Raw genomic sequence first — 17741 nt, 5'->3', positions numbered from 1 at the left:
GATCTTTGTTCTTACTATTTGCATTCCTCTTTTCTTGGTGTGAGGAATTCCATGAAATTTTTCAAGCAACTGCTCGTTGCTCCCGCTGCCCTGGGCCTGCTGGCTCCAATGGCTGCCGGTGCAACTGAAGTCAATGTTGCCGGTGTCTCCGACTATGCCTCCGTGTCCGAGGGCGCGGTGTCTGTCGAGCAGGTCACCAGCATCACCCAGTTCTCTGACGTCTACCCGACCGACTGGGCCTATCAGGCTCTCAGCAACCTGATTGAGCGCTACGGCTGTGTCGCCGGTTATCCCAACGGCACCTACCGCGGCAACCGCGCCATGACCCGCTTTGAGGCGGCCGCACTTCTGAATGCCTGTCTCGACCGCGTCACCGAAGTGACCGACGAGCTCAAGCGTTTGATGAAGGAGTTCGAAAAGGAACTCGCCATCGTCAAGGGCCGTGTTGATGGTCTGGAAGCTCGTGTTGGCGAACTGGAAGCGATGCAGTTCTCCACCACGACCAAACTTGAGGGACAGACCAGCTTCGTGCTTGGTGCTAATGCCTTTGGGGGGGAACTAAACGAGTACGACTTGTTCGGTCTTAATGACCGCTTTGAATTGGGTCTGACAGCTACTGAAATCAATGATTTCTTGGCAGATCCTGACGACGGCCTTTTTGAGAACACACCTTTCAGCGACGCAGCCGTATCTGAATTGCTCTTTAGTGGGGATAACGCTCAATATTATGAAGGTCGGAGATTCGGAGCCACAACATTCAACTACGACACGCAGATCAACCTCAATACCAGTTTCACTGGTAAGGATCTGTTGACGACAACTTTGCGAGCAGGCAATTTCGGAAGTACTGCGTTTTTCGGCGCTCCCTCTACTCTGTCGACTCTTGAAGTCGCTTCAGATTCCCTGGATGGCGGTAGTAGCAGTGATGCAATCTACATTGACAAAATTTTCTACACAGCCCCGATTGGAAGCAGCTTCAGCTTTGTGGTTGGTGCCAACGTCGGACAGGATGACATGATGCCGATGTGGCCATCTGTCTATCCCTCCGGTGATGGCAACACTGTTCTTGATGTGCTGACGCTCAACGGTGCACCTGCTGCTTACAACAAGACTCAGGGTCCTGGTGCGGCACTCAACTACGAAAACAATGGCTTCGTGGCTGGTGTTCAGTACGTTTCACAAAACGGTATGTTCGGCAATCCTCAGGAAGGAGGTATCGCTACGGATGGCTCAGCTGGAGTTGGTACTGTTCAGATCGGCTACCAAGCTGAGCAGTGGGGCATTGCTGGTGTTTATTCCTACTTGCAGGAAGCTCAGCTCGTTCCCTACTCAACAGCATTTACACAGCTCAGTTATTTAGCCAATGATGCAACGATTAACAGCTCTCTGAATGCATTTGCACTCTCAGGTTATTGGCAGCCTGAAGAGACCGGTTGGATCCCAGCAATCAGCGCGGGTTGGGGTATCAATACCCTGAGCGATAGTGACGGTGCGGCTGATTTCATTGTGACGACTTCTCAGTCCTGGCAGGTTTCACTGCACTGGGATGATGCATTCCTCCAGGGCAACAGTCTAGGTGTTGCGATTGGACAACCAACATTCGCGACTGCACTGAAGGGCGGGGACACCCCATATGACGGCAACTACGTTATGGAGGCCTACTACGGTTTCCAGGTTACAGATAACATCACTGTGACTCCAGCAGTCTTTTATCTGAGCCGTCCTTTGGGTGAATTAACTTACCTAGGCCGTGACGGAAAAGATGGCACCTTCAATCAGTTCGGTGGAGTGCTTCGCACAACATTCACCTTCTGATCTAGCAGTTTATGTTTGATTGGTTGATCAGGCATCTCCGCCATCAACCGATGAAGATTCAAGCCGACCTGTCTTGCAGGTCGGCTTTTTGTTTGACTTAAACAGGACCATCATTCCTTTCAATGACATTCTGTTGTGTAGTCATGAATTTTCCCCATGAGTGAAGAGACCGGTCAGATGCATCCGCTCTATGCAACGGATCGTGATCAGGTGGATGCCCTGCTCGGTCATCAGGGCGATCCAGGTCCTGAGCAGCTCACTGTGGCGGCAAGACTTGTGATGCGATACGGCGATTTTCCAGGCGCCGATGACATCAAACAGGATATCCAGAAGGTGGTTGCCGGCTGGGGACTCGATTCTCAGAGCCTCAACGCCCGTTGCCGTGAGATCTGGACCAGTGGTTGGAAGCCTGGTCAGGAGCTTGATAACGAACTCGGTTCTGGTGCTGATGTGGCCGATCAGGAGGGTTAATCGCTGCTGCTTTGGGTAGGCCCAGGTGGTGAACCGAGGCCTTCGCCTGAATCACTTAACTGAGGCGGTCAGGAAGGAGTCGGCAGAACCTTGCCCTCTCTGGCTTCCTGTGCAACGCGGCGCAGATCGTCGCAACCTTCTTTCAGTGTGGGGTAGGCGAACATGCCGCTTCCCGCAATGAAGCAATTGGCGCCTGCAGCGCAACACTGGGAGATGGTCCAATTGGCCTTGATTCCACCATCGACTTCAATATCAACGGTGAGACCACGTTCATCGATGGTTTTTCTCAGTTGTGAAATCTTGTCGAGCATGGTGGGGATGTAGGCCTGACCACCAAAACCAGGATTCACTGTCATCACCAGCACGTGATCGACCATGTCGAGCACGTTTTTGACCATCTCCATCGGTGTATGGGGATTCATCGCCACGGAGGGACTCCCCCCGAGCTGCCGAATCCTGCCAAGCACTCGGTGCAGGTGTGTGTTGGCTTCTACGTGAGCAATGACAACGCCAGGTTCTCCGTTTGGCCCCTTGCTTGCATCGACGTACTGCTCAAGCATCGTTTCCGAGTTGTATTGACTGACCATCAGCTGGGTCTCAAATTTCACATTGCAGTATTTGCGGCACGCCTTGATCAGTTCAGGGCCGAACGTGAGATTCGGCACAAAGTTGCCGTCCATCACGTCAAACTGAATTCTGTCGACACCAGCGGCTTCGAGATCCTTCACGCACTGGCCCATGGCAGCCCAATCAGCGGGCAGCACCGATGGAATGATCTGAATCGGGCGTTCGGATGCGGTCATGGAGGCTCTGAAAACTCGGGGGACTTTAGGGAAGCGCCATGAACTCAGGCTTGCTCGAAGTCACTGATACAGTAAGCCGCGCTTTTGAGCGAAAAGCCCAGTGGCGCCAAGTCCTGAGAGCTGCTCCTCACCGCATTTAGTTCCCCGCCGCACTCAAGTGGATCGCACTCTCATCCAGGAAATTCTCGAGGTTGTTGAGCAGGCAGCCATCGCCTCTGCTCGCCTCACAGGCCTCGGCAAAAAGGATGAAGCCGATGCTGCAGCCGTAGAAGCCATGCGTCAGCGCATGGGCCAGATTCAGATGCAGGGTCGAATTGTGATCGGGGAAGGCGAGCGCGATGAAGCTCCCATGCTCTACATCGGCGAAGAGGTTGGCAGCGGTAATGGCCCTGGAGTGGACTTCGCCGTTGATCCCTGCGAAGGCACCAACCTCTGCGCCAACAATCAGCGCGGTTCAATGGCTGTGCTGGCGGCGTCCGATCGTGGCGGCTTGTTCAATGCGCCTGACTTCTATATGAAGAAGCTGGCGGCTCCCCCGGCGGCTAAAGGCAAGGTCGACATCCGCAAGTCTGCAACCGAAAACATCAAGATTCTCAGCGAATGCCTTGGACTCGCTGTTGACGAGCTCACCATCGTTGTGATGGACCGGACGCGCCACAAAGATCTGATCGCTGAAATCCGTTCGACTGGAGCCCGTGTTCAACCCATCTCAGATGGAGATGTTCAGGCCGCCATTGCCTGTGGTTTCGCCGGTACGGGCACCCATTGCCTGATGGGCATCGGTGCAGCCCCTGAGGGTGTGATCTCCGCAGCTGCCATGCGTGCTCTGGGTGGACATTTTCAGGGTCAGCTTGTTTATGACCCCGCCGTGGCCCAAACCAAGGAATGGGCTGATCTGACCAAGGAGGGCAACTTGGCTCGTCTGGCAGAAATGGGTATCAGCGATCCAGACAAGATCTATGAGGCTGATGAGCTGGCATCCGGCGAGCATGTGGTGTTTGCCGGCAGCGGTATCACCGATGGTCTGCTGTTCCACGGCGTTAAGTTCGAAAAGGACTGCACTCGTACCAGCAGCCTTGTGATCAGCAATCTCGACGACACCTGCCGTTTCACCAACACGGTTCACATCAAGGATGGTGCACAGAGCATTGCTCTGAGCTGATCTCCTTCTTCAAGCAGCGAGGGTTTTCTCCATGCACATCGCCGTTGTCGGCCTCAGTCATCGAACGGCACCGGTCGAAGTGCGCGAAAAGCTCAGCATTCCTGAGCAAACCATGGAGGAATCCCTGCAGAATCTGCGGGGGCATGACCAGGTGCTTGAGGCTTCAATTCTCAGCACCTGCAATCGCCTTGAGATTTATACCCTTGTACGCAATCCTGAACTGGGAATTTCGGCTGTCAGGGAATTTCTGAGTGGACATTCCGGACTGGATACCGGAGATCTGAAACCTCACCTGTTCACATTCCACCACGAGGATGCTGTTGGTCATCTGATGAGGGTTGCCGCCGGTCTTGACAGCCTGGTCCTGGGAGAGGGGCAGATTCTGTCCCAGGTCAAGAAAATGATGCGCCTGGGCCAGGAGCACAAATCGCTCGGCCCGATCCTTAATCGCCTGCTCACGCAAGCTGTGAGCACGGGTAAAAGGGTTCGCAGCGAAACCAATCTGGGCACCGGTGCCGTCTCCATCAGCTCTGCAGCTGTTGAACTCGCTCAGTTGAAGCTGGGGCAGAGCCGTGGTGTGGACGATCTGGTCACCCTTGAGGATGAACAGGTGGCCGTTGTCGGTGCCGGACGGATGAGCCGTCTTTTGCTTCAGCATCTGAAAGCGAAAGGTGCTTCAGGTGTGGTTGTTTTGAACCGCACCGTGAGCCGGGCACAGGCCCTCGCTGCCGACTTCCCTGATCTTCCAGTGCAGTGTCGTTCACTGGACGATCTTGATCACTGCCTGAGTACCTGTTCGCTGGTCTTCACCAGCACGGCTGCAGATGATCCAATCATTGATGCCAGTCGATTGCAGCAGTTGAATCGTCGCAGCTCACTGCGGCTGGTGGATATCGGTGTCCCTCGCAACATTGATGCTGATGTGGAAGGGATCACCGGGGTTGAGGCTTTCGACGTCGATGATCTCAAGGAAGTTGTCGAACGCAATCAGGAAGCCCGTCAGCAGGTGGCTCGAGAAGCACAGGGACTCCTCGATGAAGAAGCGCGGCTTTTTCTGGAATGGTGGGACAGCCTGGAGGCAGTCCCAACCATCAATCGACTGCGTTCTTCTCTGGAGTCGATCCGGTCCGAGGAGCTGCAAAAGGCGCTCAGTCGCATGGGACCGGATTTTTCTGCTCGTGAGCGCAAGGTTGTGGAAGCTCTCAGCAAGGGCATCATCAACAAGATCCTGCACACCCCTGTGACTTCACTGCGTGCACCGCAGCAGCGCAGCGAAAGACAAAATGCGCTGATTGTGGTCGAGCGCTTGTTCGATCTGGTTCAGGATGATGAGCAGGAGCGCTGAGTCATTTCCGGCACTGAATTTCCCTGTCTAAATCTGATTCCCAGCATTCTTGTCGGATCTGGCCCATGCATCGGTTGGGAGCCCCAAAAGTCCGGTAGGTTTGCCCGGCAAAGCCGATCTGCGGGGGCGGCATGAAGCGTGTTCTGGCCATCATTCTGGGGGGAGGAGCGGGAACGCGTCTATACCCCCTCACCAAGATGCGGGCCAAGCCCGCTGTTCCTCTGGCCGGCAAGTACCGACTGATCGATATTCCGATCAGCAACTGCATCAACTCCGACATCAACAAGATGTACGTGATGACGCAGTTCAACAGTGCTTCACTGAATCGTCACCTGAGCCAGACGTTCAATCTCAGCAATTCCTTCGGTGGCGGATTCGTCGAGGTCCTTGCCGCTCAGCAGACTCCCGACAGTCCTTCCTGGTTCGAAGGTACCGCTGATGCAGTGCGCAAATATCAGTGGCTGTTTCAGGAATGGGATGTTGATGAATATCTGATCCTGTCCGGGGATCAGCTGTACCGCATGGACTACAGCCGTTTCATTGAGCATCACCGACGCACTGGAGCCGATCTGACTGTTGCGGCACTTCCAGTTGATGCCAAACAGGCTGAATCCTTCGGTCTGATGAGAACGGATAATGACGGCAATATTCAGGAATTCCGCGAAAAGCCGAAGGGTGACTCCCTGCTTGAGATGGCCGTGGACACAGCCCGCTTCGGGCTCAGTCCGGAATCCGCTAAGGAACGTCCCTATCTGGCTTCGATGGGGATCTACGTGTTCAGTCGTCAGACACTCTTCGATCTTCTCGATGGCAACACCAACCACAAGGATTTCGGCAAGGAAGTGATTCCTGAATCGCTTGCTCAAGGTGACAAGCTCCAGAGCTATGTCTTCGATGACTACTGGGAAGATATCGGCACGATTGGTGCGTTCTATGAGGCCAACCTTGCTCTGACGCAACAACCAAAACCCCCATTCAGCTTCTACGACGAGAAATTCCCGATCTACACACGGCCGCGTTATCTGCCACCGAGCAAACTTGTTGATGCTCAGATCACCAATTCAATTATCGGCGAGGGGTCGATTCTGAAGTCGTGCAGTGTTCATCACTGTGTTCTTGGTGTCCGCAGCAGGCTTGAGTCTGATGTGGTGCTTCAAGACACCCTTGTCATGGGTGCTGATTTCTTTGAGTCCAGCGAAGAGCGTGCAGTGCTCAGAGAGCGTGGTGGCATCCCCCTCGGGGTGGGCCAGGGCACCACGGTCAAGCGTGCCATTCTCGACAAAAATGCGCGCATTGGTTCCAATGTCACGATCGTGAACAAGGACAATGTTGAAGAAGCCGATCGCGCCGAGCTCGGCTTCTACATCCGTAATGGCATCGTGGTCGTTGTAAAAAATGCATCGATTCCTGATGGAAGTGTGATCTGATCGTTCATTCCTGACAGAGGTTGACCATCTTGCAGCCGACTTCGGTTGCTGTGGTCACACTGTCATTAGTGAATGGTCCAGCTGAGCATGTCCAAGGCCCACTTCGGTCTGATTGGTCTAGGCGTGATGGGGGAAAACCTTGTCCTCAACGCTGAGCGCAATGGTTTCTCGAGCGTCGTCTACAACCGCACTTATTCCAAGACGGAAGAATTCATGTCCGGCCGTGGGGCGGGCAAAAACATTCAGGGAGCCACTGACCTCCAGGATTTCGTCAACAAACTGGAACGTCCACGACGCATCTTGATGATGGTCAAGGCTGGAGGACCTGTGGACGCAGTCATCGAGCAGATTTCCCCCTATTTGGATGAGGGAGATCTATTGATTGATGGTGGTAATTCGGAATATCACGACACCGAACGACGCGTTGCTGAACTGGAAAGTAAAAGGTTTGGATTCATCGGGATGGGCGTCTCGGGTGGAGCCAAAGGTGCTCTGGAGGGGCCGAGCATGATGCCAGGAGGGACCAAGTCCTCCTATGACGCCATCGAAAGTCTGGTCTGCAAGATGGCGGCCCAGGTTGAGGATGGTCCTTGTGTCACCTACATCGGCCCGGGAGGCTCAGGTCACTTCGTCAAGACCGTGCACAACGGAATTGAATACGGCATTGAGCAAATTCTGGCCGAGGGGTACGACCTGATGAAGCGGGTCGGTGGCATGAGCAGCCTCGAGATGGCGGATGTGTTTGCGCACTGGAACAGCACCGAGGAGCTGTCGTCCTATCTCGTTGAAATCACCGAGGTGTGTCTGCGCACCATGGATCCGGATGATGGCACTCCGCTCGTGGACAAGATTCAGGACAAGGCTGGGCAGAAGGGAACGGGGCTCTGGACTGTTGTCAGTGCTCTGCAGATGGGCGCCTCGGTGCCCACGATCTACGCCGCCCTCAATGGACGGGTGATGAGCTCCATGAAGGAGCAGCGCATCAAGGCTGAGCCGATTCTGAAGGGGCCGGCCATTCAGGCGTTCGACATGGGCACAACGGCTGATGGCATGTCTCCGTTGATGGATGCCATGGTTCTGGCCTGCATGGCCAGCTACGCCCAGGGAATGGAGCTGCTGCGGATTGCATCCGCTGAGCACAACTACAACCTGAACATGCCGTCGATTGCCCAGATCTGGAAAGGTGGCTGCATCATCCGTGCCCGCTTGCTGAAGCGGATTCAGGATGCGTTCAACGCCAACCCCCAACTGGAGAACCTGTTGATCGATCCCTGGTTCGCCGATCAGGTGAACCGTCGTCTGCCCGGACTGGCGAAAGTGGTCGCTGGTGCAGCCGCTGCCGGCGTTCCAGTGCCCTGCCTAAGCAGCACTCTCGATTACATCAACAGCTACCGCACGGCACGCCTTCCCCAGAACCTTGTGCAGGCCATGCGTGACTGCTTCGGTTCCCATACGTACGAGCGCGTGGACAAAGACGGCATCTTCCACACCGAGTGGCTCAAGTGAGGGCCGCGCGATGAGCTCTTATCGCATCGAGCAGGTTCAATCAGCCCAGGATCTTGCTCGGCGAGCCGCCGAGCACATTGGATCCGCGATCGACCTGGCGCTTGACCAAAGGGACCGGGCACAGATTGCCTTGTCCGGTGGCAACACCCCTGCTCTGGCCTATGCATTGCTGGGGCAGGAACACCTGCCCTGGGACAGAGTCGACGTCTTCCTAGGCGATGAGCGGTGGGTGGCTGCTGATGATGAATCAAGCAACGCACGTATGTTGCGCAACACCCTGCTCAAGCAGGATCAGCCAGGAGCCCGCGCCTGTTTCCATCCCGTTCCGACTGTTGAACTGCCCTCTCCAGAAGCCAGTGCCGAGGCCTTTGCTGAGCTGGTGGCCAAGGTCTGCCTGGGCGAACCACCCGTTTTCGATCTGATGTTGCTCGGCCTTGGGGATGACGGTCATACGGCGTCTCTGTTTCCTGGAACGGAGGCCCCCGGAGTTTGTGATCGCTGGACCACCATTGGCCGGGGCAAAGGGCTTGAGCGGATTACTCTCACGGCTCCCGTTCTCAGTGCTGCACGCCAGGTGGTGTTTCTGGTGAGCGGAGAGGCCAAGCGCCAGGCTTTGTCACGGCTGATGGATGCTGAGGAGTCCCCGGAGCGCACACCTGCCAAGTTGGTGCAGCCAGCCTCTGAGATTCTCGTGCTCGCTGATCAGGCTGCTGCTGAAGGTCTTTGACAACACCTCCCTACCAACAGCCACCGCAAATTCGAGTGATCGCTGCCGGTGACTCCTTTCGCGACTGGGCCAGTCTCAATGACACGATCATGGGTGGGTCCAGCCGTGCAGGCTGCCGATTCAGTGATCAGGGTCTAGTTCTTGAAGGCGAGGTGGTGAGTGAAGGCGGTGGTTTCGTGAGCTGCCGTTCTCCGGTGTTTCGACCGCCCCTGGATCTCAGTTCCTACCGAGGCCTGCGGCTGAGATTGGATGGGCAAGGACGCAGTTTCAAATTCGCAGTTGCGTGCCGTGATGGCGTGTTCGGACTCACCGAGTTGATTCCTGGTGGATTGCGTTGGGTCACAACGGTTGCCACCGAGTTAACGGATACCACGATCGTAGATCTTCCCTTTGACCTTCTCCGGCCTGTTGTGCGAGCGAAACCTGTCAGTCTTCCAGTTCGCTTTGACCCATCGTGTATTACGCGTCTTCAGTTGTTGCATTCACGATTCGGTGACGATGGTGAGCCCAATCCCGGCTATCGAGCGGGTGAGATCAAGCTCTTGATTCGCTCGATCGAAGCATTTTGACGGCAATATTCCCGCGTCCAAGAAGTTCTGTTGCTTGCCTTTATACCATGATTAAAGTGACAACCTCTTCGAATTATTCAGTGCTGACTAGTGCATTGGTGGTTTGTTGAGTCGGGGGGCAACCCGTGTTCATCTTGAACTTGCGCCTTGATTTGTCCGAGTCTATTGTTTTGATAGTAATCGATTAAAGTGACAATGAGATCACCCCTTTTAAGTAAAATTCTTCTGTGTTTTTGCGCATTGCCTTTGGCTCTTCTGTCCGCGCAATTGTGTTCTTCGGCTCTGGCAAAACAGGATGGTTTTAAAGGTCCTGGTCCGTACGCCGTTTCAGTGTCATCGGTTGAAGGCCAGGGGTTGTTGTTTGCTCCCACAGGTTCTGCTCCTGAAGGTTCGTGGCCTGCTGTGGTCTTTGCTCACGGATTGTGTGGTCCTGCAGAAAAGTATTCATCCACTCTGTCACGTCTCGCTTCCTGGGGTTTCATGGTGATTGCAAGCCAGCAGCAAGGTGATTGTGGAGTGATGAATGTTGATCATCCGTTCGCTACTCTGGGTAACCTCTTTCAGCTTCCGATCAAATTTAGTAATGCTGTCGACTTTTCTGGTATGGCAGATGATATTCGCTCGAATTTGAGATATTTAAAGAGTCGCTCAGATGTTGATTCCAATCGACTTGCCCTCATGGGTCACAGCATGGGAGGCGGGATGGTTGTCGATGTGGCATCTGGTCTCGGTGCGGATGGATCTGATTTGGTTAAAGCCGTTGTTGCGATCGCTCCATGGAACGGAGTTCAGCCGACCCCTAGTTCCGTTGTTAGAAGCGTTTCGGCGCCTATTCTGATTTTCTGTTCAATGTCTGATGCTCTTTGCCCATGCTCCGGTGAGGTTCAGTTGAGTGATACGCAAGGTGTCCTGACTGGCAGCGTATCTCCTGAAATCCCACTGCTGTTTGGACCTTCGGCTGATCCCACATGGCGCGGTGGGGCTATGGCGATTTTTGATAATGCTCAGAACGCTGTCTTAATTGATATCAACCGTGTTAGCCATTTCACGATTGCCGGCATTGATGATGGTGGCGATATGCAGAATTTTGCGGATTGGGCTCGTGGTGAATCGGGTTTAAACTTTAATAGGCCAAGTCGCCCCTATGTGGATATTCCTACAATGGAATATGCTATTGCATTTTTGAATAAGAGTCTAAATCTTGATGCTAAATCGGGTCAGTCTTTCCTCGACCAATCTGCCTCGGATTCACGCATTGTTGACATTCACCGTTCTCGTTAGGCTTCCGCAGTTGTCAGTGGTTGGTTTAAAGCTGATTGATATTTCTGCTAGGACCGCTGGGAATACCATGCCCACCATTGGCAATTGTCTAAGTGTTCTGTCTGGGGTTGAGAGATGAGATTTCGGCTGAATTCTCTGCACGCAATCCCTGATTGTTGGATGGCTTCTGGGATCAAGGTATGGACGATTTGAAGCCTTCTCTGGCTGAGTTGATTTGTTCGGCTGCCGATCTTTGCCGAAAGCCGCTGATTCACGCGCTTGTTCCATTCGATCAGCAGTTTTCCTCTGATCAGGCGCCGATATCCAATACCGATTCTTTGAAGACGATGATTGATTTGAGCGCTCATCTTGAATGTCGAGACCCAGATGGCAGCCGCTGTAGTGAGCAGGATCTCGAACTCGAGATTTACCAAAGTGGTGAGGATTTGAATTTAATGCTGAGTTGGTTGAATCAGACAGACAGACCACTTCTTTGGCATGGACAGCACCCGGTTTGGATGGATGGTGATACCGGCAAGCGCTGTTCGGCTCCTAACGACGGGGCACCGCTGGAAGCCCTCGCTCGACGCCTCAGGGCCCTGCTGGTCTGATCAGGGCTGATCGGTGACCGCTCCTCTGCTGCTGGAACTGACAAGACGGGCATATTTGCCGAGGATGCCGGTGCGATAGCGGGGAGTCGGACTGCTCCAGGCAGCACGTCTGCGCTCCAGTTCGGCTTCATCCACGTTGAGTTGCAGCAAGAGTTCATTGGCGTCAACGGTGATGCTGTCGCCCTCCTGTACCAGTCCGATGGTGCCGCCAACAGCGGCTTCAGGCGCAACATGCCCCACGACCAGTCCGTAGGAACCACCACTGAAGCGACCGTCGGTGATCAGGGCCACTTTCTCCCCCAGTCCCTGACCGACAATGGCTGCAGTGGGTGAGAGCATCTCGCGCATGCCTGGCCCGCCCACTGGCCCCTCATAGCGGACGACCACCACATCTCCAGCCTTGATCTTGCGATCAAGAATGGCTTCAAGGCAGGTTTCTTCACTTTCAAAGACCCTCGCAGGGCCGGTCAAGACAGGAGATTTGACCCCGCTGATCTTGGCGACGCTTCCCTCGAGCGCAAGGTTGCCCTTGAGAATGGCCAGGTGTCCTTTCTGATAGATAGGTTTGCTGATTGGACGGATCACATCCTGATCAGCAGGAGGTTCTGAAGGCACATCTTCGAGCAGCTGCTTCAGCGTCTTGCCTTCAATCGTTCGGCAATCTCCATGCAGGAGGCCTGCATTCAGCAGCAGTTTCATCACTTGGGGGATGCCGCCGGCTCTGTGCAGATCAACGGTGACGTAACGACCGCTCGGCTTCAGGTCACAGAAGACCGGAACCCGCTGGCGGATCTGTTCAAAGTCATCGATGTTCAGGTCGACTCCCGCTGTTCTGGCAATGGCGAGCAGGTGCAGAACCGAGTTGGTTGAGCCGCCAACGGCCATGATCACGCTGATCGCGTTTTCAAACGCTTTCCTGGTCAGCAGATCCAGGGGTCTGATGTTCGCTTTCACCGCTTCGACGAGGACCTCAGCCGACCGGGCAGCACTGTCGGCCTTCTCGGCATCCTCCGCCGCCATCGTGGAACTACACGGAAGACTCAGCCCCATTGTTTCGATGGCGGCGCTCATCGTGTTGGCCGTAAACATGCCGCCACAGCTTCCGGCTCCAGGACAGGCGTTCTTTTCGACGGCGATCAGCTGATCCATATCGATTTTGCCGTTCGTGATCTGTCCCACGGCTTCGAAGGCACTCACCACGGTGAGATCGCATCCACCGAGTTTTCCCGGCTTGATCGTGCCGCCGTAGACAAAGATCGCCGGGATGTTCATCCGGGCCATCGCCAGCATGGCGCCAGGCATGTTCTTGTCGCATCCACCCACGGCAAGAACACCGTCCATGCTCTGGCCGTTGCAGGCTGTCTCGATTGCATCGGCAATCACTTCACGGCTCACCAGGGAGTACTTCATCCCCTCAGTTCCCATGGAGATGCCATCGCTGACGGTGATCGTTCCGAACATCTGCGGCATGCCTCCCGCCTGCCGAGCGGCTGCTTCCGCCCGTTTCGACAAATCGTTCAGGCCCACATTGCAGGGCGTGATCGTGCTGTAGCCGTTGGCAATGCCAATGATGGGCTTGCCGAAATCCTGGTCTCCGAATCCCACGGCTCGCAACATCGCCCTGTTAGGGGAACGCTGGATCCCCTTGGTGACGGCATCGGAGCGAAGCATGGACTGTCTCGCGTTGCGGCGGATCACTCCGGTCAACCTACCGGCCTCTCTGTCACTGCCTGGAGCCGAGATCTTCAAGTTGACGGCGCACATCTGCAATCGCCGAATTCAGCTGCTCGACACGGGCTTCAAGGTGACTATCGGAATCAGGCTCAGGTCGATTCCCGGCGCTGAATGCCTCACTACCGTCCTGCATGCGCGGTGCATAAAGCATCGAGCGCTGGTTGCGAATTCGACGACGGCGGTCTGCCTCGGAGAGCAGCCACCAACCGAATCCAGCCGCTCCCAGAACGGCGCCACTGACCAGTGTGGCCAGGGTTCCTGATGCAGAGTCCTGCTGCCGCGCCATGGGCTTCCATTAGATGTGTTCAGCCTAGTTCGGCTGAGCTGTTCTGATTCCCAGTCTTTGCAGGGGATCACCGATTCCTGGAAGGATCCTTTCTTGCTCATCGAGGTCGGCATCGATGCAGCCTGTGTGGATCGTGATCTCCGGGTAGGACTCACCGATTCGCTTCAGTCCAGGGCTGGCGGAGAGTGCTGTGATCACACGCAGTCTCGGCGCTTCAACGCCCAGCTGCTCCAGACGCTGAAGCAGGTCGATCAGCTCATCGCCACGACGGATCTGATCCAGAAACATCACCACGCCTGCCTGGGCCTCAATCGTTTCCGGCAGTCCTCCCAGGCAGAGTTCGGCGCTTGGCAGTACCTGGCGGGCACCTTCCCAGAGGTGGAGGCCTCCCGGGAACATCGGAACCGCCAGCAGTGGAACTGCTGCCTCAATCACGGTTCCCTCCGTGCTCCCCAGTGGGGTTTTCACCAGATCCTTGCGATGAGGCAGCCAGTCACGCATCGCTTCGTAGCTGAGCCAGCGTCCGAGCTCCTCCATGGCTGTTCTGAACAAAGCCGGTGGAGTTCCCTCATGCCTGAGCATGGTCAGCCAGTGGGCGATCAGGGGATGGGGCGGTACCACCACCCGGAGAGTCTTGGCCATGACGCGTGGCTGGGCAGTCGTCTGCCATATCGTGACCGCTCAAGTTACGGCAGTTGTTTCCAGGCACCTGTCGAGCGTTCATTCACCATGGTCTTGTCAGCTTTATTCCGATCTGTTGCCCGCCGCTGCATCGCTTCGTTTGTCTGTGGGCTGCTTGTCTTCACCGCAATGGTTTTTGCTGGTGGCGCTGCTGAAGCGATTACGGCTCCGGAGCTGCGCGGGCAACGGGCTGTTCAGGACATCACAGCCGATATGCATGGACGCGATCTCAAAGAGAAGGAATTCCTCAAAGCCGATCTGCGTGAGGTGAATCTCAGCGAGACCGATTTGCGTGGTGCTGTGATCAATACCTCGCAGCTCCAGGGAGCTGATCTTCGGGGAGCTGATCTTGAGGATGTCGTTGCCTTTTCAAGCCGCTTTGACGGAGCTGATTTGCGCGATGCCAATTTCACCAACGCGATGCTGATGCAGAGTCGCTTCACCGATGCTGAAATCGAAGGAACGGATTTCACCAATGCTGTGATCGACCTTCCCCAGCTCAAGGCCTTGTGCGGCAGGGCCACGGGTGTCAACAGCCGCAGTGGTCTCAGCACCCGTGACACCCTGGGGTGTCGCTGATGCCTTCACGACTACCTGTCACCGTGATCACAGGCTTTCTTGGAGCCGGGAAGACAACTCTTCTTCGACATCTTCTTGTGAAGAGCGGCCAGAGGCTGGCGGTGATGGTCAATGAATTTGGCACGGTCGGGCTCGATGGCGATCTCATCAGAAGCTGTGGCTTCTGTCCTGACGACGAGATTGACGGTCGGTTGGTGGAGCTCAACAACGGCTGTTTGTGCTGCACGGTTCAGGACGACTTCCTGCCGACGATGGAGACATTGCTGCAGCGTTCTGATCAGCTCGATGGAATCGTTGTGGAAACCAGTGGCCTGGCGCTGCCCAGACCGTTGTTACAGGCTCTTGAGTGGCCAGCCATCCGTAAGCGTGTGCACGTGAACGGAGTGGTCACCGTTGTCGACGGGGAAGCCCTCAGTGCAGGAAGCCCTGTTGGCGATCCCGCAGCCCTCGAACGTCAGCGTCAGCAGGACCCCAATCTGGATCACCTCACTGCTATCGACGAGTTGTTTAGGGATCAGCTCGAAGCTGCAGATCTTGTACTGATCAGTCGATCTGATCGTCTCGATGTCCCCCAGATGGAGTCCGTACAACGTCAGCTTGCAGAACGGTTGAGGTCGGGAGCGGTCACCCTGGCCATCACTCGTGGCGTTGTCGATCCAGCGCTTGTGCTGGGGATGGTGATTTCACAGGAGGAATCCACGCCCGTTGACGATGACCATCAACATCAAAGCCATGGTCATAACCACGCTCATCATGGCCACCACCATCACGATCACACGCATGTGGAGGCTGTGAGTGGTCAGATTCGAATGGAGGGAGGTTTCGAGCGTGATCAGCTCGAACAGCTGCTCAAAAGTTTCGTGATCGACCACGATGTGATTCGACTCAAGGGACGGCTCTGGATTGAGGGAAAAACCCTGCCTCTTCAGATCCAGATGGTGGGTCCTCGTCTTGAGAGCTGGTTTGAGTCGGCGCCATCAGAGGCCTGGAAACCCGCCGGATCCCAAGGTCTGGAGTTGGTGGTGATCGGTTTGCAGAACGATTCCACTCAGCGACTGGAAAGGTGTCTGCAAAAAAGCTGTCTTCAGGGAGTTTGATCGTGTTGCGTTGTCTTGCAGCAGCAGCTCTTCTTGGGGGACTCTCGAGCTCACTGCTGTGCCTCAAGGCCGAAGAGCTCAGTCTTCAAAAGGAGTCAAGCTCGAGCTACCGCTGCAGCGGTGGTGAGCAGCTTGAGGCGACCTACTACGGGCTTCGCGATGGTTCTCTGGCGTTTGTGCGTCTGCGACTGCCGGATGGTCGTCAGCTCACCTTGCCGCAGATTTCCTCGGCATCAGGAGCCCGATTCAGTGCTGACAGCAAGTTCACCTGGTGGATCAAAGGCAACAGCGGTTTCCTTCAGCAGCGCGACTCTCACGGCAAGTGGAATGTCACGTTGAAGGACTGTGATTCAGTGACCTAGAACCCGGCGGCGCGAACAGCTGGTTCTAGGTGATGGAGCCTTCAATCACGGACTTCCAGTCGATCGGCGCCGCTGCGTTCAATCAGTTGAGCCAGCTCGAGCATGTCGGACCTATTCACCAGTCCGATGCAGCCGAGAGTGCCACTGTTGGCATTCTGAAGTCCTGCGCTCGGATCCAGGTGGATCCCCAGCACTCTGCGCCCGGTTGTGAAGGTGGGTTCAATACTGATCCAGACAGGACCAAGCTCGGGGTAATCACCATCGATCAGGGGTTCGACGACCCCCACGCTGTAACGGCCGATGGGCAGGGGAGCGCGGCTACCGAGCTGGTCACGATTGGCGTTCTGTCGGTTCGCCCGGCCACTGACGGCATCGAACCGTCGCAGCGGTTCACCCGGAATCTCAATCTTGAGGTCCCAGATGGGGTCTCCGGTCGTCTGCAGTCGCCGATCGGTGCGTTCCAGAACGAGTGTGGGGACAGGATCTGGCTTCGGCGCTACAGGTTCAAGCAAGGCCATCAAGGACTGGCGTTTGAACGGTTTGGCTTCAGCCCTTGCTTCAGGCATCAAACCTATCCCTGCCAGGACCAGGGCCAGGGTCAGACCTGAGAGCAGGCTGCTGAACAGAGGACGAGTTCTGGCGATTTGCATCCCGTTGGCAGAAAAACGTGCCTTTCCTAAGGGGGATGATTATCGCTTGATGAATGAATAAACGGTTGTTCAGCTGGCCTCTAGTCGGCGCCAGTCCAACCCCGGGCAATGGGCGACGATGGCCGCCGTCGTTTTCATGTAGTCCGCATAGGAGGGAAGCATTCGAAGCAGTGCGCGCTCCTCGCGTCGGGCCTTGCCTGTCAGCACAGAGACCAGAGCGAGAAAGAGCAGAAGATGGAACAGGCTCGCCAAAGCGATCACCACTCCCAGAGAACAGACCAGTACCGCTCGGTAGAGGGGATGCCGGCAGCTTGCATAGACCCCTGTTGTGATCAGAACGGCTCCCGGTTTCGGATCTGGCAAGGGAGAAAGGCTGGGCCCCAGCGTCAGAAATCCCTGGACGGCCAGGCCCAGTCCGAGGGCCAGGATGATCAGGCCCGTGAGTTGAGCAGCGTGAGGCCAGCTGATCCCAAAGAACTCAGGCTTGGGCCAGGCGGGCAACAGATGGCAGGTGATCAGGGCCAGCTGCGCCAGCAACCACCACTCACCGCGCCGGTTGTTGATCCATCCGTCCCAGCTCAGTCCCCAGCCTGTGAAAGCGTCTTTCCAGTCGGTCACGGCGGGGTAGCTCCACTACTGCAAAGGCTGTCCCGTCG

19 protein-coding genes are annotated in these 17741 nt (G+C 55.8%); 13 read left to right on the top strand and 6 right to left on the bottom strand.

The annotated features are described in order from the left end of the window. The first annotated feature begins 51 nt into the window (after positions 1-51). Positions 52-1815 carry an iron uptake porin gene (locus tag SIB58_RS08095; RefSeq protein WP_067325377.1) on the top strand — a complete coding sequence of 588 codons (1764 nt, stop codon included), beginning with the start codon at positions 52-54 and terminating at the stop codon, positions 1813-1815. 156 nt (positions 1816-1971) lie between these two features. Further along, positions 1972-2286 carry a DUF3288 family protein gene (locus SIB58_RS08090; RefSeq protein ID WP_066905429.1) on the top strand — a complete coding sequence of 105 codons (315 nt, stop codon included), beginning with the start codon at positions 1972-1974 and terminating at the stop codon, positions 2284-2286. 68 nt (positions 2287-2354) lie between these two features. Here SIB58_RS08090 and rpe read toward each other — a convergent pair whose 3' ends face one another. Then, the gene (gene rpe, locus SIB58_RS08085) at positions 2355-3089 is read right to left on the bottom strand and encodes a ribulose-phosphate 3-epimerase (RefSeq protein ID WP_067325380.1); all 735 of its coding nucleotides are present in this window, start codon (positions 3087-3089) and stop codon (positions 2355-2357) included. A gap of 157 nt (positions 3090-3246) precedes the next feature. Between rpe and glpX the strand changes: the two genes are divergently transcribed. The 8 genes from glpX to SIB58_RS08045 all read left to right on the top strand — a co-directional run bounded on the left by glpX (position 3247) and on the right by SIB58_RS08045 (position 11696). After that, positions 3247-4251: a class II fructose-bisphosphatase gene (gene glpX / locus SIB58_RS08080; protein ID WP_066905433.1), complete on the top strand. Its 1005-nt coding sequence runs from the start codon at positions 3247-3249 to the stop codon at positions 4249-4251. Between the two features lie 31 nt (positions 4252-4282). Next, on the top strand, positions 4283-5596 hold the full coding sequence (locus SIB58_RS08075) for a glutamyl-tRNA reductase (RefSeq protein WP_066905435.1): 1314 nt from the start codon (positions 4283-4285) through the stop codon (positions 5594-5596). Positions 5597-5727: 131 nt separating this feature from the next. Next, positions 5728-7023, top strand: coding sequence for a glucose-1-phosphate adenylyltransferase (locus SIB58_RS08070; protein ID WP_066905437.1), 1296 nt, complete (start codon positions 5728-5730; stop codon positions 7021-7023). A gap of 87 nt (positions 7024-7110) precedes the next feature. Next, a complete protein-coding gene (gene gndA / locus SIB58_RS08065) occupies positions 7111-8529 on the top strand; it encodes an NADP-dependent phosphogluconate dehydrogenase (protein ID WP_066905622.1) in 1419 nt (472 codons plus the stop codon). 10 nt (positions 8530-8539) lie between these two features. Continuing rightward, positions 8540-9256 (top strand): 6-phosphogluconolactonase, encoded by a 717-nt coding sequence (gene pgl, locus SIB58_RS08060; protein ID WP_066905439.1) that lies wholly within the window; start codon positions 8540-8542, stop codon positions 9254-9256. Then, the gene (locus SIB58_RS08055; RefSeq protein ID WP_066905441.1) at positions 9253-9825 is read left to right on the top strand and encodes a CIA30 family protein; all 573 of its coding nucleotides are present in this window, start codon (positions 9253-9255) and stop codon (positions 9823-9825) included. Before pgl ends, SIB58_RS08055 begins: the two co-directional genes overlap by 4 nt. A 240-nt stretch (positions 9826-10065) precedes the next feature. Beyond that, positions 10066-11106, top strand: a complete 1041-nt coding sequence (locus SIB58_RS08050) for a dienelactone hydrolase family protein (protein ID WP_414494805.1) — start codon at positions 10066-10068, stop codon at positions 11104-11106. Positions 11107-11441: 335 nt separating this feature from the next. Next, on the top strand, positions 11442-11696 hold the full coding sequence (locus tag SIB58_RS08045; RefSeq protein WP_369813406.1) for a hypothetical protein: 255 nt from the start codon (positions 11442-11444) through the stop codon (positions 11694-11696). Here the strand turns inward: SIB58_RS08045 and ilvD are convergent, their stop codons facing one another. The 3 genes from ilvD to SIB58_RS08030 are packed head-to-tail and all read right to left on the bottom strand — an operon-like array spanning position 11697 to position 14358. Then, positions 11697-13367: a dihydroxy-acid dehydratase gene (gene ilvD, locus SIB58_RS08040; RefSeq protein ID WP_067325385.1), complete on the bottom strand. Its 1671-nt coding sequence runs from the start codon at positions 13365-13367 to the stop codon at positions 11697-11699. A 52-nt stretch (positions 13368-13419) separates the two neighbouring features. Next, positions 13420-13716 (bottom strand): hypothetical protein, encoded by a 297-nt coding sequence (locus tag SIB58_RS08035; protein ID WP_066905447.1) that lies wholly within the window; start codon positions 13714-13716, stop codon positions 13420-13422. A 24-nt stretch (positions 13717-13740) separates the two neighbouring features. Beyond that, entirely contained in the window at positions 13741-14358 is a 618-nt protein-coding gene (locus SIB58_RS08030) for a uracil phosphoribosyltransferase (RefSeq protein ID WP_066905449.1), read from the bottom strand. 87 nt (positions 14359-14445) lie between these two features. Here SIB58_RS08030 and SIB58_RS08025 point away from each other — a divergent pair, with 87 nt between their 5' ends. From SIB58_RS08025 to SIB58_RS08015, 3 genes are read left to right on the top strand one after another with little or no spacing between them, the layout of a single operon-like run. After that, positions 14446-14976, top strand: coding sequence for a pentapeptide repeat-containing protein (locus SIB58_RS08025; protein ID WP_066905625.1), 531 nt, complete (start codon positions 14446-14448; stop codon positions 14974-14976). Then, positions 14976-16073 (top strand): cobalamin biosynthesis protein CobW, encoded by a 1098-nt coding sequence (cobW, locus tag SIB58_RS08020; RefSeq protein ID WP_067325550.1) that lies wholly within the window; start codon positions 14976-14978, stop codon positions 16071-16073. The genes SIB58_RS08025 and cobW overlap by 1 nt, the downstream gene beginning before the upstream one ends. Before the next feature lie 2 nt (positions 16074-16075). Beyond that, a complete protein-coding gene (locus tag SIB58_RS08015; protein ID WP_414494801.1) occupies positions 16076-16435 on the top strand; it encodes an MliC family protein in 360 nt (119 codons plus the stop codon). Between the two features lie 41 nt (positions 16436-16476). Here SIB58_RS08015 and SIB58_RS08010 read toward each other — a convergent pair whose 3' ends face one another. Continuing rightward, positions 16477-17085 carry a hypothetical protein gene (locus SIB58_RS08010; protein WP_067325391.1) on the bottom strand — a complete coding sequence of 203 codons (609 nt, stop codon included), beginning with the start codon at positions 17083-17085 and terminating at the stop codon, positions 16477-16479. Positions 17086-17154: 69 nt separating this feature from the next. Next, positions 17155-17703 (bottom strand): methyltransferase family protein, encoded by a 549-nt coding sequence (locus SIB58_RS08005; protein WP_066905457.1) that lies wholly within the window; start codon positions 17701-17703, stop codon positions 17155-17157. Positions 17704-17741 lie beyond the last annotated feature (38 nt).

It is taken from the genome of Synechococcus sp. MIT S9504 (assembly GCF_047497135.1).
Taxonomy (GTDB): Bacteria; Cyanobacteriota; Cyanobacteriia; order PCC-6307; family Cyanobiaceae; genus Synechococcus_C.
Note: the sequence above shows the minus strand (reverse complement) of the source record. Positions and strands in the feature narration are given on the sequence as shown.